The organism is Streptomyces sp. NPDC026301, assembly GCF_055567935.1.
Genome location: NZ_JBVHPN010000005.1, coordinates 313,713 through 327,696, shown reverse-complemented (window position 1 = coordinate 327,696; position 13,984 = coordinate 313,713). Strand labels below are relative to the sequence as shown.

At 70.5% G+C, this 13,984-nt stretch carries 13 protein-coding genes; 8 read left to right on the top strand and 5 right to left on the bottom strand.

Annotated features, from left to right (window positions below):
* Positions 1-210, top strand: coding sequence for a DUF6233 domain-containing protein (locus ACZ4MH_RS11165; protein WP_351589558.1), 210 nt, complete (start codon positions 1-3; stop codon positions 208-210).
* Here ACZ4MH_RS11165 and darG read toward each other — a convergent pair.
* From darG to ACZ4MH_RS11150, 3 genes are all read right to left on the bottom strand, one after another.
* Positions 207-1,313 carry a type II toxin-antitoxin system antitoxin DNA ADP-ribosyl glycohydrolase DarG gene (gene darG, locus ACZ4MH_RS11160; RefSeq protein ID WP_351589561.1) on the bottom strand — a complete coding sequence of 369 codons (1,107 nt, stop codon included), beginning with the start codon at positions 1,311-1,313 and terminating at the stop codon, positions 207-209. The genes ACZ4MH_RS11165 and darG overlap by 4 nt on opposite strands.
* A gap of 4 nt (positions 1,314-1,317) precedes the next feature.
* The gene (locus ACZ4MH_RS11155) at positions 1,318-1,911 is read right to left on the bottom strand and encodes a DUF4433 domain-containing protein (RefSeq protein WP_351589564.1); all 594 of its coding nucleotides are present in this window, start codon (positions 1,909-1,911) and stop codon (positions 1,318-1,320) included.
* Between the two features lie 407 nt (positions 1,912-2,318).
* Positions 2,319-3,119 carry a VOC family protein gene (locus ACZ4MH_RS11150; RefSeq protein WP_351589567.1) on the bottom strand — a complete coding sequence of 267 codons (801 nt, stop codon included), beginning with the start codon at positions 3,117-3,119 and terminating at the stop codon, positions 2,319-2,321.
* Positions 3,120-3,347: 228 nt separating this feature from the next.
* Between ACZ4MH_RS11150 and ACZ4MH_RS11145 the strand changes: the two genes are divergently transcribed.
* The 7 genes from ACZ4MH_RS11145 (at position 3,348) to ACZ4MH_RS11115 (ending at position 12,454) form a co-directional block, all read left to right on the top strand.
* Positions 3,348-3,881 carry a GNAT family N-acetyltransferase gene (locus ACZ4MH_RS11145; RefSeq protein ID WP_351589570.1) on the top strand — a complete coding sequence of 178 codons (534 nt, stop codon included), beginning with the start codon at positions 3,348-3,350 and terminating at the stop codon, positions 3,879-3,881.
* Between the two features lie 183 nt (positions 3,882-4,064).
* A complete protein-coding gene (locus ACZ4MH_RS11140; protein WP_351589573.1) occupies positions 4,065-5,573 on the top strand; it encodes an ABC transporter substrate-binding protein in 1,509 nt (502 codons plus the stop codon).
* Positions 5,574-5,622: 49 nt separating this feature from the next.
* Positions 5,623-7,524, top strand: a complete 1,902-nt coding sequence (locus tag ACZ4MH_RS11135) for an ABC transporter permease subunit (RefSeq protein WP_467754467.1) — start codon at positions 5,623-5,625, stop codon at positions 7,522-7,524.
* 5 nt (positions 7,525-7,529) lie between these two features.
* A complete protein-coding gene (locus ACZ4MH_RS11130) occupies positions 7,530-8,816 on the top strand; it encodes an MDR family MFS transporter (protein ID WP_351589699.1) in 1,287 nt (428 codons plus the stop codon).
* A 186-nt stretch (positions 8,817-9,002) separates the two neighbouring features.
* The gene (locus tag ACZ4MH_RS11125; RefSeq protein ID WP_351589576.1) at positions 9,003-10,277 is read left to right on the top strand and encodes an aspartate aminotransferase type Ic; all 1,275 of its coding nucleotides are present in this window, start codon (positions 9,003-9,005) and stop codon (positions 10,275-10,277) included.
* 185 nt (positions 10,278-10,462) lie between these two features.
* On the top strand, positions 10,463-11,566 hold the full coding sequence (locus tag ACZ4MH_RS11120) for a M24 family metallopeptidase (RefSeq protein ID WP_467754475.1): 1,104 nt from the start codon (positions 10,463-10,465) through the stop codon (positions 11,564-11,566).
* A 243-nt stretch (positions 11,567-11,809) separates the two neighbouring features.
* Positions 11,810-12,454, top strand: coding sequence for a pentapeptide repeat-containing protein (locus tag ACZ4MH_RS11115; RefSeq protein WP_351589703.1), 645 nt, complete (start codon positions 11,810-11,812; stop codon positions 12,452-12,454).
* A gap of 71 nt (positions 12,455-12,525) precedes the next feature.
* Here ACZ4MH_RS11115 and ACZ4MH_RS11110 read toward each other — a convergent pair whose 3' ends face one another.
* A complete protein-coding gene (locus ACZ4MH_RS11110; RefSeq protein WP_467754466.1) occupies positions 12,526-13,023 on the bottom strand; it encodes a hypothetical protein in 498 nt (165 codons plus the stop codon).
* A gap of 150 nt (positions 13,024-13,173) precedes the next feature.
* On the bottom strand, positions 13,174-13,941 hold the full coding sequence (gene map / locus ACZ4MH_RS11105) for a type I methionyl aminopeptidase (protein ID WP_351589582.1): 768 nt from the start codon (positions 13,939-13,941) through the stop codon (positions 13,174-13,176).
* Between the last annotated feature and the right edge of the window lie 43 nt (positions 13,942-13,984).

Here is a 13,984-nt window from a genome sequence, read left to right as displayed (position 1 = left end):
ATGGTGGCTGTGCATGTCAGAAGTTGTCACACTGCCGGCAAGCGCAGGCGCGGCATCAGTCAAGAAGAGGCGCGACGGGCGCTGGCGGGGAACATTGAGGCCGCCAGCACTGCAGCCCCGACAATGCGTTGGGGGGGGCGTGCAGCGGAACCATCCAGTGCGGGCCGCCGAGAACTGTCAGCTCGGTTTCAGCGCTATGCGTGTCCCTAGGCGGGTGAAAACTCCATCAAAGCTTGCTCGATGCTGGCATCAGGCACCACTGAGATCCACTCCAGCGTCGCGAGGTTCACAATGGACTGAATGATGTCTTCGCGTCGCAATGGAGGCCTCCGGCGCACTTTCCAAGCCTCCACTGCATGGATCACCTGAGAGGCAGTAGGTGATGCGCCGTATTTACGGGTCAGGAAATCAGTAGTGTAGTGAATGGTGGCCGCAATCTCTGCCTGCGTGGTGTCGAACCTAGCCATGAGGTCGCATGTGGAATCAATTGCCTGTTCCCACTTTTCCAGATCGACGCGATACTCTTGGCGGGCGGATTCGAAAGTGCTGCCCACTCGAACCTCGATCGTTTTCCCGAGTTGACGCTCGTTGATGAGGCCGTTATTTTGGAGCTTCGCGACAGTGGGTTTCAGTTGTGGCGCGAAGGGGCCGTGGCTCGCACGCTCATACGCAAGGTCGGTCGGGACTCCAGCGGCATTCGCGAAATAGGCGATTTTCTGGAACATGACACGACCTACTGGCCATCGGTAAGGCTGCCGCTCAAGCCTACTTAGGATTTCAACCAGAGCGACTTGCCACGAGTCCACGAATTGGATTGGACGCTCGGTATTCTCTGCGGAATCCCAGAGATTTAGCTGTTCAGGTCCTCCGATATTGGTCCCGAAAGGGGCGTAAAGTTCGACTGGAATGTCGAACTTCGCTAGATGCTGCACCAGCGTGGGGCCTACGACAGACCATTCGAGTTGGCCATTTCCGCAGCCTAGCGGTGGCACCGCTAGGCTCTTGAGCCCCCAGCGCTGGTAGTTTGCGCGCATGTATTCCAGGCCGGCCACGATGTCGTCTAGCTTGCTAACGCTGCGCCAATGTCCCTTGGTGGGGAAATTGATTACGACATGATCCCCGACATCGAAGGGGTAGGGCTGGCCGAGATGCACTTCTCCGGCGTGGCACCGACGTACGTAGTCCTCGTACATCTCGGGATACCGCTTCTTGAAAGCGGCGGCGATGCCTTTTCCCATGGCGCCCGCAGTGTTCACGGTGTTAACCAAGCCATGCATGGAGGACTTAAGCAGGTCTCCCTGCGTGATCCGCACGTTCCTAGCGGAAGTAGACATGAGCATTTACCTCTACCTTCCATCGAGGTTGCGAATCAACGCAAGTTTTATAGTCGTCCCCAGTGAGAGTATAGCAACCAATGATGTATTGCGGCAAAACGCGCCCGGGGACTAGCACTTCGGCACACCGCTGACGCTTGCGCTCGTTATATTCAAATGGATTGTCGTTGGTCCAGTACTTTGCGTACACGCGAGTTGCATCGAGATGCTCTAGACCTTCGGGGGAAGGGTAAAAGCGAGTGGTTGCCGTGGCTGCGTTTCCGTCTGTAATGACGGTTTGTGGAATGTCAAGTACTTCGTTTGTCACTCGAATTACTGCCAGTCCAGTTCGACCGTCATGTATAAGGCGGAACATCATTGGATTTCTGGCGCTAAAGTAAAGGTTCGCGTAGGAGTGGAGCGGTTCGCCGTTCGGTACTCTTTTGCCTTTGCGTAAATCTTGAACGGTTTCCAACGCCACCGATCGGTGAGGCAGTGAGTCGGCCATGTTGTGGCTGACGAGTCCATGTTGGCCAATGGACGCTACATTTTCGATAGGCGCTATGTAGTGCAGTTCCGCTACTCTGCTTCTTTCCATTCGCACTCCCGTCTTATTCGAGCGTGCCAGTAGGCGTTTAGGCTCGGCGTGCCACGACTCTCGTGAGCCCAGCGCGCTCCAAGCGCGCTGATGACCGCTCCCCTGTCTACTATGAGCGTATGAGGTGTGTCTGACACTCGCCTGGATCAGTTCGAAGCGTCGACGCTGGTGGCGGGTACGCGACGGCAGCCGTTGACGGCAACAAGGGGGCGCGTCGCTGTACTGCGGGAACTCTCCGCGCACCTTGTAGCCCCGGCTTGATCTGCAAGAGTGCCCCCTCCAGTGCCGCAAGAAGATCTTCCAAAGCGAAGGTCATCGGTTCGAATCCGGCAGGGGGCTCAGGTGCTGAACTGCGCGAACGCCCCGAACCGTGATTGGTTCGGGGCGTTTGGCGTCTGTGGCTGGGGTCACGCGGGGCCGGTTGCGTTGATGATGGCGAAGGTGGCGCCTTGGGGGTCCTGGAGGATGGACATGCGGCCGGCCATCATGTCGAAGGGGGGCTTGAGGACGTTGCCGCCGGCGCGGGTCAGGGCGGCGACCGTGCTGTCGGTGTCGTCGACCGCGAAGTACGGCAGCCAGTGCGACGGTACGTCCGGGGGGAGGTCCTCGAGGGCGGAGAGGTCCTGCATGCCGCCGACCATGCGGTCGGCCGCCGAGAGCGAGTAGTAGCCCTGCGCGCCCTCCATCGGGGCGGCGGTGAGGCCCAGTGTCCTGGAGTAGAAGGACGCGGCGGTGTCGGGGTCGCTGGTGTTGAGCTCGTTCCAGATGATCGCGCCGGGCTCGTTGACGATTCCGGCGCCGGGGAAGTCGCGGGCCTGCCAGAGGCCGAAGACGGCGTTCGTGGGGTCGCTGACCAGCGCCATGCGGCCGAGCGAGAGCACGTCCATGCCCGGCATGATCACGTGGCCACCGTTGGCCGTGGCCGCGTTCTCGGTGGCGTCCAGGTCGGCGGTGGCGAGATAGGTGGTCCATACCGTCGGCGGCATCGGGTCGGGCACGCTGCCGTCCGGGTTCCTCGCCGCCATGATTCCGGCGACCGGCTTGCCGTTCAGTGAGCAGACCGCGTAGCCCCCGGTCTCGGGCGGCCCGACCTCTCCCTGCCAGCCGAACAGGTCACGGTAGAAGTCGAGAGCGGCCTGCTGGTCCGGGACCATGAGGTCGAGCCAACAGGGTGTGCCGGGTGCGTAGGGACCGGTGACATCGGGCATGAGTGGCCTCCATGGATGAGCGGGGCGTCCTCCGGTGTGCGGAGCGGTGCGCGCCGCGGTGAGCAGCCTGCCGACTTTCCGTCCCATCGGTGCAGCACCCACATCAGTAGGGCACTTCCTCGCGGTGGGTGCACTTCTGCCGTGGCCATTCGGGCCTGTGTGCCGGGTGGCGATGCCCCGGTACGTACCCGCCGCAGTCCATTGCGGCTTAATGCCTATGATGCGCAAGTGCGTAATTACGGCATCAGAACAGCTACCCGCGACGACGTCGGCGCTGCGCGTGCCGTCATGCTCGACACCGTCTATCGCGACTTCGGTACGGGATATGTGCCGCGGTGGCACGGCGACATCATCGATCTGGAAGGGGCTTACCTGCGGCCCGAGCGGCATACGTTGCTGGTCGCGGTGGATGAGGAGGACGGTGGCGTCGTTGCCACCGGCGCGCTCGACTCTCGGGGGCCCGCGCATCCGCCGAATCCGGCCTGGATCGCCGAGCGGTTTCCCTCGGGGGAGACGGCGCAGCTGCGACGGGTGTACGTACGGGCCGAGCACCGGCGCCGCGGGCTGGCCCGGCGGCTGGTCGGGGAGCTGCTCGACTTCGCTGCGGCGGCCGGCGGGTATCGGTCGGTCTATCTGCACACGGACCCGGCGGTGCCCGGTGCCGAGGATTTCTGGCACTCGATGGGTAAAGCGGTGCATGACGAGCGGGGGGAGCCCGGCGGGTCGCGGGTCGTGCACTTCGAGGTGGCCATGCGGATGTAGCGAGGCGGGCGAATGCGGTACGTGCGCGTCGCGCCGCATTCCGGCCGCGCGGATGTCGTGCGTGCGCGTCGCGCCGTATCGACGAACACCTCGTGGGCGGTGCATGCACGCATTTAATGAAAATGATTGTCGGGTAGCCTTTGGCTGCTGTACGCCCCTGAACCCCACCCGAGAACGAGGACCATGCGCTCCGTCCGCCGCCGTCAGCTCATAGCCGGCCTGCTGGTCGCCCCCCTGCTCTCCGGCCTGCTCTCCGGCTGTTTCGCCGCCGGGAGCGGCTCGTCCTCGAACGGGTCGGCGGACGGTGCCCGGCTCAAGGTCGCGCTCGCCTTCCCGCCCTCCGAGAACTTCTCGCCGTACGGCGCCGACGCCACCCTGCTCAGCCGGCTCGGCGTTACCGAGGGCCTGACCAAGCTCGACGCCAACGGCGCCGCGGCGCCCGCGCTCGCCGCGTCCTGGACCAAGGAGAACGACCGCAGCTGGCTGTTCACGTTGCGCGAGGCGAAGTTCCAGGACGGTACGCGGGTCACGCCGTCCGCCGTCGCCGATGCCCTCGGGCACGCCGCCAAGGCCAAGACCGTCACCGCCGCGCTGTCGGGCGTCACGCTCACCGCCGAGCCCGTCGGCGACGACCGGGTCCGGATCACCACCGAGGCCCCCGACCCGGCCCTTCCCCAGCGCCTGTCCAGCCCTGGACTGGCCGTACTCTCCGCGAAGGCGTACGAGAAGGGGGCCAAGGTCAGCCCGGTCGGCACCGCCACCGGGCCGTTCGAGCTCACGAAGACCAGCGGTGCCACGGCCGCCACCCTCGATCGCTTCGACGACTACTGGGGCGGCCGCGCCCAGGCGTCCGGTATCGACGCGAAGTTCATCGCCGACGGGACCGCCCGGACGAACGCGCTGCGCACACATGATGTGGACATCGCCGAGGCGGTTCCCGTCTCGCAGGCCGCTTCCCTCGACAAGGGCAGCGGGCGCGAGACCGCCACGGCCCGTACGACGAGTCTTCAGCTCAACACCGGGTCCGGCGCCTTCAAGGACCCGGGGCTGCGCGCCGCGGCCCGTAAGGCGATCGACACCTCCGCGCTCGCCAAGGACGTGTACGAGGGCCATGCCGACCCCGGTGAGGGCGTCTTCGGGCCCGCGCTGACCTGGGCGCACGGCAAGCGCGGCAAGCCTGCCGGGCGGGCCGCGGCGACGGACCCCGACGGCACGCCGATCACCATCGGCACGTACGACAACCGGCCCGAGCTGCCCGAGGTCGCCCAGGTGCTCAAGCAGCAGCTGCAGAAGGCCGGATTTAAGGTGAAGCTGGAGGTCCGCGAGTCCGCGCGGATCGAGGGGGACGCGCTGGCGGGGAAGTTCGACGCGTTCGTCGGCGCCCGTAACACCATGCTCGACACCGGTGACCCGGTCTCCATCCTCGCCAGCGACTACACCTGCGACGGCAGCTACAACCTTTCCCAGCTGTGCGACAAGAAGGTCGACGCGGCCGTACGGAAGGCCGAGGACACGGCCGACACCGGGAAGCGGCAGGACGCGGCGATGGCCGCCGAGGCCGCGATCCTCGGCACGGACGCCGTCGTCCCGCTCGTCCACCAGCGGATCATCACCGGCGTCGGCACCTCCGTGGAGGGCGTGCTCCTCGACCCGTACGAGCGCACGTTGGTCGGCACCGGCACCCGGCGCTGAGCGGTATACGAGGTATCGGGGTATACGGGGTATGCGGGGTATGCGGGGTATGCGGTCGGTGCCGAAGGGGCATGTGCGCGGCGGGGTACGGCACTTCGTACGCGGTGGAGGGCTCGCGCCCCTCTGGCGGCTCGTCCTCGCCGCCGCCCTCGTGTGCGGGATCGGGCTGCTGCCCTGGCTGTCGCGTACCGATCCGGCGCTGACCGTGCTCAAGGCGCGTGCGGCGGAGCGTACGCCCACTCCTGAGGTACTGGCGTCCGTCCGGGCCGACATCGGGCTCGACGCCGGGCCGTTGCATCTGCTCGGCCAGTGGGCGGGCGGTCTGCTGCACGGGGACGCGGGGCGGTCGTGGATCTCCGGGGACGCGGTGCTGCCGTCGGTGGTGCAGGCGCTGGGCGTCTCGCTGCTGCTGATGGGCGCGGCGATCGTGGTGGCCGTCGGTACGGCCGCCGCGGTGTGCGCCCGTACGCTGCGGCTCGGCGCGCGCCGCCGGCTCTCCGGGCGCCGTCCGGGCGGCAGTGGTGCGGCCGTGCTCGCCGCGCTGCCCGAGTTCCTGACCGCCTCCGTACTCGCGACCGTGGTCGGCGTGCACCTCGGCTGGCTGCCGGCGCTCGGCTGGTACGGGCCCCAGTGGATGGTGCTGCCCGCGCTCTCGCTCGGCCTGCCCGCCGGAGCGCTGCTCGGGCGGCTCCTCGACGACCAGCTGCCCGGCGCCTTCGCCGAACCGTGGGCGCGCGCCGCGGCCGCCCGCGGCATACCGGAGGGGCGCATCGCGCGGCAGGCGCTGCGTCGCTGCGTGCCCGGACTGCTGCCGAACCTCGGCCTGTTCCTCGTGGGCCTGACCGGCGGCGCGGTCGCCGTGGAGCAGGTCTTCGACATCCCCGGGCTCGGGCGGTCGACGCTGCAGGCCGCCGTGGCGCAGGATCTGCCCGTACTGCAGACCAGTACGCTCGCGCTCGTCCTGCTCGCCGCCGTGGCCGGCGGGCTGGTCCGCCTCGTGGCCCGGCTCGCGCTCGGCCCCGCCCTGCGCGACGGCGCGCTGCAGTCCCTGCGCGGCCCGAAGCAGCCCGCGTCCGGCCGGCTGCCGCTCCTGTACGGCGCGTTGCTCGTGTGCGTCGTCGCGGGCGGCCTGCCGCGCGATCCGCTCGCCCTGAATACGGCGGCGCGGCTGGAGGTTCCGTCGTGGGCGCACCCGTTCGGTACGGACTCCCTGGGCCGGGACGTGCTGGCCCGGGTCGGGCACGGCGCGCTCACCACCCTCGCCCTCGCCCTCGCGATCAGCGCCGCCGCCCTGGTCATCGGCGTACTGCTCGGCCTGCTGCCCCGGCTGTCCGGGCCGCTCGTCGACACGGTCAACGCCGTACCGCCCGTGCTCGCCGGTCTGCTCGTCGCGGGCGTGGCGGGCAGCGGACCCGCGACCCCCGCGCTCGCCGTGGCCGCCGTCACCTGGACACCGCTGGCCGCCCACGCCTCCGCGCTGCTGCAACAGGAGCGCGCCACGCTCCACCTGGCGGCGACCCGGAGCCTCGGCGCGAGCCGCTGGTATCTGCTCCGGCGTGAGCTGCTGCCCGCCGTCCTGCCGCCCGTCACCCGCCACGCGCTGCTGCGCCTCCCCTCCGTCGCGCTGGCCCTCGCCGCGCTGGGCTTCCTCGGGCTCGGCGCGCAGCCGCCGTCGCCCGAGTGGGGCCTGCTGCTCTCCGAGAACCAGCCGTACGCCGAGCGGGCCCCCTGGACGGTGCTCGCGCCGGCCGCCGTGCTCGCGCTGCTGGGGGCGCTGGCGGTGACCGCGGCGGGCGGGGTGCGGATGCCGCGGGTTCTTCGGCGTACGCGGCGCGCGGACGTGCCCGCGGGATCCGGCTCCGCGTCTGCGGCGGAACCGGAGCCCGAGGTGCGGGAGGCCGTGGCGGCCGGGACAGCGGCCGGAGCGGGTGCCGGGACGGTGGCCCGGTGACGGGGATCGCCGCCGCGCGGCGTTCCCGACGCCCCCGTCGCGAACGAACCTGGCGGCACCTCTCCCCGCTGCTGCGGCTGCTGATCGCGACCCAACTCGCCTTCAACATCGGCTTCTTCGCCGTCCTGCCCTTCCTGGCCGAGCACCTGGGCACGGCCATCGGCATGGCGGGCTGGCTGGTCGGCCTGGTGCTCGGCCTGCGGACGTTCAGCCAGCAGGGGCTCTTCGTACTGGGCGGGGCCCTGACCGACCGGTACGGCGTGCGGCCCGTCGTCCTCACCGGCTGCGTGCTGCGGATCGCCGGTTTCGGCTGGCTGGGGTACGCGCAGCAGCCGTGGGCGGTCATCGGCGCCGTCCTGCTGATCGGGTTCGCCGCCGCCCTGTTCTCGCCCGCCGTCGAGTCCGAGGTCGCCCGCCAGTCGGTGCTCTGGGAGGAGACCGGGCACGGTCCCCGTACTCGCGTTCTGGGCCTGCTCAGTGTGGCGGGTCAGGCCGGCGCGTTCCTCGGTCCGCTGCTGGGCGCCCTGCTGCTGGCCGTCGACTTCCGCACGGCGTGCCTGGCGGGGGCCGGGGTCTTCGTGCTCGTACTGGCCGGGCACCTGTGGCTGCTGCCGCAGCACATCCCTGGCCGGGAGCGGGTACGGGCGCCGGGCGCGGTGCGCGAGATGCTGCGCAACCGGCGTTTCCTCGCGGTGTGCGGCGCATACGCGGCCTACCTCCTGGCGTACAACCAGCTCTACCTCGCCCTCCCCGCCGAAGTGGAGCGCGCCGCCGGCTCGCAGTCCCCGCTGGCCTGGCTCTTCGCCCTCTCCTCGCTGCTGGTCGTGGTCGCGCAGCTGCGGGTCACCCGCTGGGCCGCCGACCGGCTCGACCTCCGCCGCTCCATGGCGGCCGGGCTGCTCCTCATCTCCGCCGGGTTCGCCGTCGTGGCCGCCGCCCGCCCGGCCGCCTGGACCGGCACCGCCGGGCTGCTGCCCGCCGCGGCCTTCGTGGTCCTCCTCACGCTGGGCCAGATGCTGGTCACGCCGGCCGCCCGGGCCTGGGTACCGGACCTGGCACCCACCGGCCGGCTCGGCCTCTATACGGGCGCGATGTCCTCGGTCTCCGGCCTGCTCGTCCTGGCGGGCAGCGCCGCGACCGGCTCGCTGCTCGACACCGGGCTGCCGGCCCCGGCCCCCTGGCTCGTCCTCGCCGCCGTCCCGCTCCTGGCGGTCGCACTGCTGCCGCGCCGTTCCCGTACGGACGACGCGGGCCCGGCCGGGGGCCGGCAGGCCCGGCGAGGCGCGTCATAAAGAGATCGGCAGTGCCGCACGGTCCGGGTACTCTCGGCGCTGCCCGCGTGCCTGGTGGGTGGAGGGGACCGCGGCGGGCCGTCGGCCGGCCGGCGGGGACCGGACGGTCGCTGTGCCTCGTGGCCCCGACGCGGACCGGCCGCGGTCACGGAGTACCGCACGCGACTTTGAGCAGGGATGACAGGTATGGATCTGACCACTCTCACGCACACCGAACTGTCCGACCGGCTCGAAGGGCTCCGTGACGAGCACGCCCGCCTCAAGGGCAGAGGGCTGCGCCTGGACCTGACCCGGGGCAAGCCGTCCGCCGAACAGTTGGACCTCGCGCAGCCGCTGCTGTCCCTGCCGGGCCCGGGCGACCACACCGCGCAGGACGGCACCGACGGCCGCAACTACGGCGGCCTCCAGGGGCTGGCCGAGCTGCGTACGACGTTCGCCGGGCTGCTCCAGGTGCCGGTGGAGCAGCTGGTCGCCTTCGGGAACTCCAGCCTGGAGCTGATGTACGAGTCGGTGGTGGACGCCGTGCTGTTCGGGCTGCCCGGGGCGCCCGGTCCCTGGCAGCGGGAGGGGCGGACGGCCGTACTGTGCCCCGTACCGGGTTACGACCGGCACTTCGCGCTGTGCGAGAAGCTCGGCATCGACATGATCCCGGTGCCGATGACGGAGAGCGGCCCGGACATGGACGAGGTCGAGCGCCTCGTCGCCGACAAACGCGTCAAGGGCATCTGGTGCGTACCGAAGTACAGCAACCCCACGGGCGCCTGCTACGCGCCGGAGACGGTGCGACGGCTGGCCGCCATGGAGACCGCAGCGCCGGACTTCCGCGTCTTCTGGGACAACGCCTACGCCGTGCACCAGCTGGAGGGCGAGCGCGAGCCGCTCGCCGACATCCTGGGTCTGTGCGAGGAGTACGGCAACGCCGACCGGGTGTTCGTCTTCGGCTCCACCTCGAAGATCACCGCGGCCGGCAGCGGCGTGGCCTTCTTCGGCTCCTCGCCCGCCAACGTGGGCTGGCTGCTCGGCCACCTCTCCAAGCGGACGATCGGCCCGGACAAGATCAACCAGCTCCGGCACGCCCGCTTCCTGCCCGACGCGGAGGCCGTGCACGCCCACATGGAGCGCCACGCCGAGCTGCTGCGGCCCAAGTTCGAGCTGGTGGATGCCGTACTGGAGAAGCGGCTCGGGGACACCGGCATCGCGACCTGGACCCGCCCGCGGGGCGGCTACTTCGTGAGCCTGGACATCCTGGACGGCTGCGCTGCCCGCGTCGTACAGCTCGCCAAGGAGGCGGGCGTCGCGCTGACCCCCGCCGGGGCGACGTTCCCGTACGGGAAGGACCCGCGGGACCGCAACATCCGCATCGCGCCCAGCTACCCCCGCCTGGAGGAGCTGGGCGACGCGCTGGAGGGGCTGGCGCTCTGCGCCGAACTGGCGGCGGTCGAGAAGCTGCTGGAGGGCTGAGCCCACGCGCGCCCCGGGCGGAGCGAACGCTGCGTCCGGGGCGCGGATGTCGGGCTCTCCGGCACGTTCGGTCCCCGGACGGCTTCTTTCCGCGTAAATTCCGGGGCATGGCGACTTCTGAGGGGACGACGGCGGCGACGGCGAGCACGGAGACTGCTGACACGGATGCGACTGCGCGTACGGGGGTGACCCGGGAGGATTACGAGCGGCGGATGGAGCGGGCCGGTCGGGCGGCCGCCGATGCCGGGCTGGCCGGGCTGATCGTCACGCCGGGGCCCGACCTGGTGTGGCTCACCGGCTACCAGCCGACCGCGATCACCGAGCGGCTGACCGCCCTGCTGCTCGCTGTGGGCAGCAAGCCGCGCCTGTTGGTGCCCGTACTGGAGCGGGCGGACACGCGGCACGCCGCGGGTGCCGGCGCGACGGAGGTCCTCGGGTGGCGCGACGGCGACGACCCGCATGCCGTGCTGGCGGAGCTGCTGGAACCGGAGCGGCGGTACGGCATCTCCGACGCGGCCTGGGCGATGCACCTCCTGGGGCTGCAGCGGACCCTGCCGGGCAGCGCGTACGCCTCGCTCACGGAGGCGCTGCCGATGCTGCGCGCCGTCAAGGACGCGTACGAGGTCGAGCGGCTGGCGGCGGCGGGCGCGGCCGCTGACGCTGCATACGAGGAGATCCTGGAGGTGCCCTTCGGGGGCCGGCGGGAGTGCGACGTGGCGGCGGACCTGGCGCGGCTGCTGCGCGAACACGGGCACAGCCAGGTGGACTTCACGGTGGTGGGCTCGGGGCCCAACGGGGCCGACCCGCACCACGAGGCGGGCGACCGGGTCATCGAGAACGGCGACATGGTCGTACTGGACTTCGGCGGCCTGAAGGACGGGTACGGCTCGGACACGACGCGGACCGTGCACGTGGGCGAGCCGACAGCGGAGGAGCGGAAGGTCCACGACATCGTCCGGGAGGCCCAGCAGGCGGCGTTCGAAGCGGTGCGGCCGGGGGCCGCCTGCCAGGACATCGACCGGGTGGCGCGCAAGGTGATCAAGGCGGCGGGGTACGGCGAGTACTTCATCCACCGGGTCGGGCACGGCATCGGTGTGACGACACACGAGCCGCCGTACATGGTCGAGGGCGAACACCTGCCCCTCGTACCGGGGATGTGCTTCTCGATCGAACCCGGGATCTATCTCCCGGGACGCTTCGGCGTACGGATCGAGGACATCGTGACGTGCACGGAGACGGGCGGACGACGGCTGAACAACACGGCCCGGGAGATGGGGATCGTGGGCTAGAGCGTGTCACCTCGTCACATCCGGCGCGCCGTCCGAGCGTGCGTCCCGCCGCCGCAGACGCGGTTGTTTCCGCTGGTCAGAGCGATTGTCAGTGGTGGGGTGCACGATGGATCAGGACGGGGCGGACGTGGGCGAGAGCGGACTGAGTGCGGATCGATCGTGATTGAGCGCGATCGGGCGCGATCGGGCGCGGAGAAGGGCGGTGGTCGTGTGACCGGCCGGGACGGGAACGCGGGGCGGACGATGCGGGCCGTACGACGACCGGAGGTGCGGCTGCCGGAGCTGGTGGCGTACGACGGAGGGGAGTGGGAGCCGGAGGGGGATTACGACGGACTGGAGTTCGCCGACGCGGACTTCGGGGGGCAGTCGGCGCGGGGCGCCCGGTTCATGGACTGCGCGGTGCGGCGGTGCGCGTGGGACGAGACGGTGCTGACCCGGGCGCGTTTCATCGACAGCGTGCTGGAGGGGGTGCGGGGCGTCGGCACGGACCTCTCGCAGGTGTCGCTGCGCGATGTGGAGGTGCGGGACGCCCGGCTGGGCGGGACGCAGCTGCACGGCGCGGTCCTGGAGCGGGTCGTGGTGCGCGGCGGGAAGATGGACTTCCTCAACCTGCGCAAGGCGAAGCTCCGCGACGTTGCGTTCGAGGACTGCGTGCTGCTGGAGGCGGACTTCGGCGGGGCCGAGCTGGAGCGCGTGACGTTCGACGGCTGCACGCTGGCGCGTACGGACTTCAGCCAGGCGCGGATGCGGGACGTCGATCTGCGGAGCGCGGCGGCGCTGGACATCGCGCGGGGCGTCGACCGGCTCGCGGGCGCGGTGATCAGCCCGGCCCAGCTCATGGACCTGGCCCCGGCCTTCGCGGCCGAGGTGGGCGTACTGGTGGAGTGACGAGCGGGAGCCCGGAAGAGGACGCGGAAGGGGACGCGGAAGCGGAGGAGACGGAGGGAGCGGGGGCGTGGTCAGACGCGGGGGAAGCGGGCCTGGAGGTCCCATACGAGCGGGTTGTCGGCCAGCCCGTCATGCATGTCCGTGAGGTCGGCGATCAGGTCGTGCAGGAAGTCGCGGGCCTCGCGGCGCAGCACGGCGTGGTTGAAGCTGAGCGGCGCCTCGTCGACCGGCACCCAGTCGGCGGTGACGTCGACCCAGCCGAAGCGGCGCTCGAACAGCAGCCGGTCGGCTGACTCGGTGAAGTCCAGTTCGGCGTGTTGCGGGCGGGCGGCGCGGCTGCCGTGCGGGTCGCGGTCGAGCCGCTCGACGATGTCGCACAGGGCCCAGGCGAAGTCCAGGACCGGCACCCAGCCCCAGGCCGTGGACAGTTCCCGGTCCGTCTCGGTGTCGGCGAGATAGACGTCCCCGCAGAACAGGTCGTGGCGCAGCGCGCGGGCGTCCGCGATGCGGTAGTCCGTCTGCGGGGGGTCAGGGAAGCGCCGGGAGAGCGAGTAGCCGAGGTCGATCACGTAGCTGATGGTCGCACGTCGGTCGGAGTGATCGCTCCGGGCCGGACGCGGCGGGGCCGGGCGCGGCAGGGGGCGGGCGTGGCCGGGGCCGGGCGTGGCCGGGGCCGGGCGCCGGGCGGCCGGCCCGGTTTACGGCACGGGCTCTCGCTCTCAGTGCTGGGTGAGGATGCGGGGGCCGTCGTCGGTGACGGCGATGGTGTGCTCGAAGTGGGCGGCGCGGCTGCCGTCCGTCGTGCGCAGGGTCCAGCCGTCGTCCGCCGCGTAGTACCCGTCGTCGCCGCCGGACAGGAACATCGGCTCGATGGCGATGACGAGGCCGTGGCGGAGCACGAAGCCGCGGCCGGGCCGGCCCTCGTTCGGCACCGCCGGATCCTCGTGCATGTGGCGGCCGATGCCATGCCCTCCGAAGTCCGCCGGAATGCCGTAGCCGGCGGCGCGGCCGATGCTGCCGATGGCGTGCGAGATGTCGCCGATGCGGGCGCCCACCACGGCCGCCGCGATGCCCGCCTCCAGCGCGCGCCGGGTGGTGTCCATGAGCCGCTGGTCCTCGGGGCTCGGCGTGCCGACGGCGACGGTGACCGCCGCGTCGCCCGTCCAGCCGTCCAGGGCCGCGCCGCAGTCGATGCTGAGCAGATCGCCGTCGCGCAGCCGGTACGGACCCGGGACGCCGTGCACGATCGCGTCGTTGACGGAGATGCAGAGGGTGGCGGGGAAGGGGACGGGGGCGAAGGACGGGCGGTAGTGGAGGAAGGGGGAGGTGGCTCCCGCCTCGGCCAGTACCGACCGGGCGACCTCGTCCAGTTCGCTCAGCCGCACGCCGGGCGCGGCTGCCGCGCGTACGGCCGTGAGGATGTCGGCGACGACGCGGCCCGCGGGGCGCATCGCTTCGAGAGCGGTGTCGGTCTTGATCTCGACCATGGGTGAACCTCCGTGATGCCGGCCGTGTGGCGCGGGAACGACT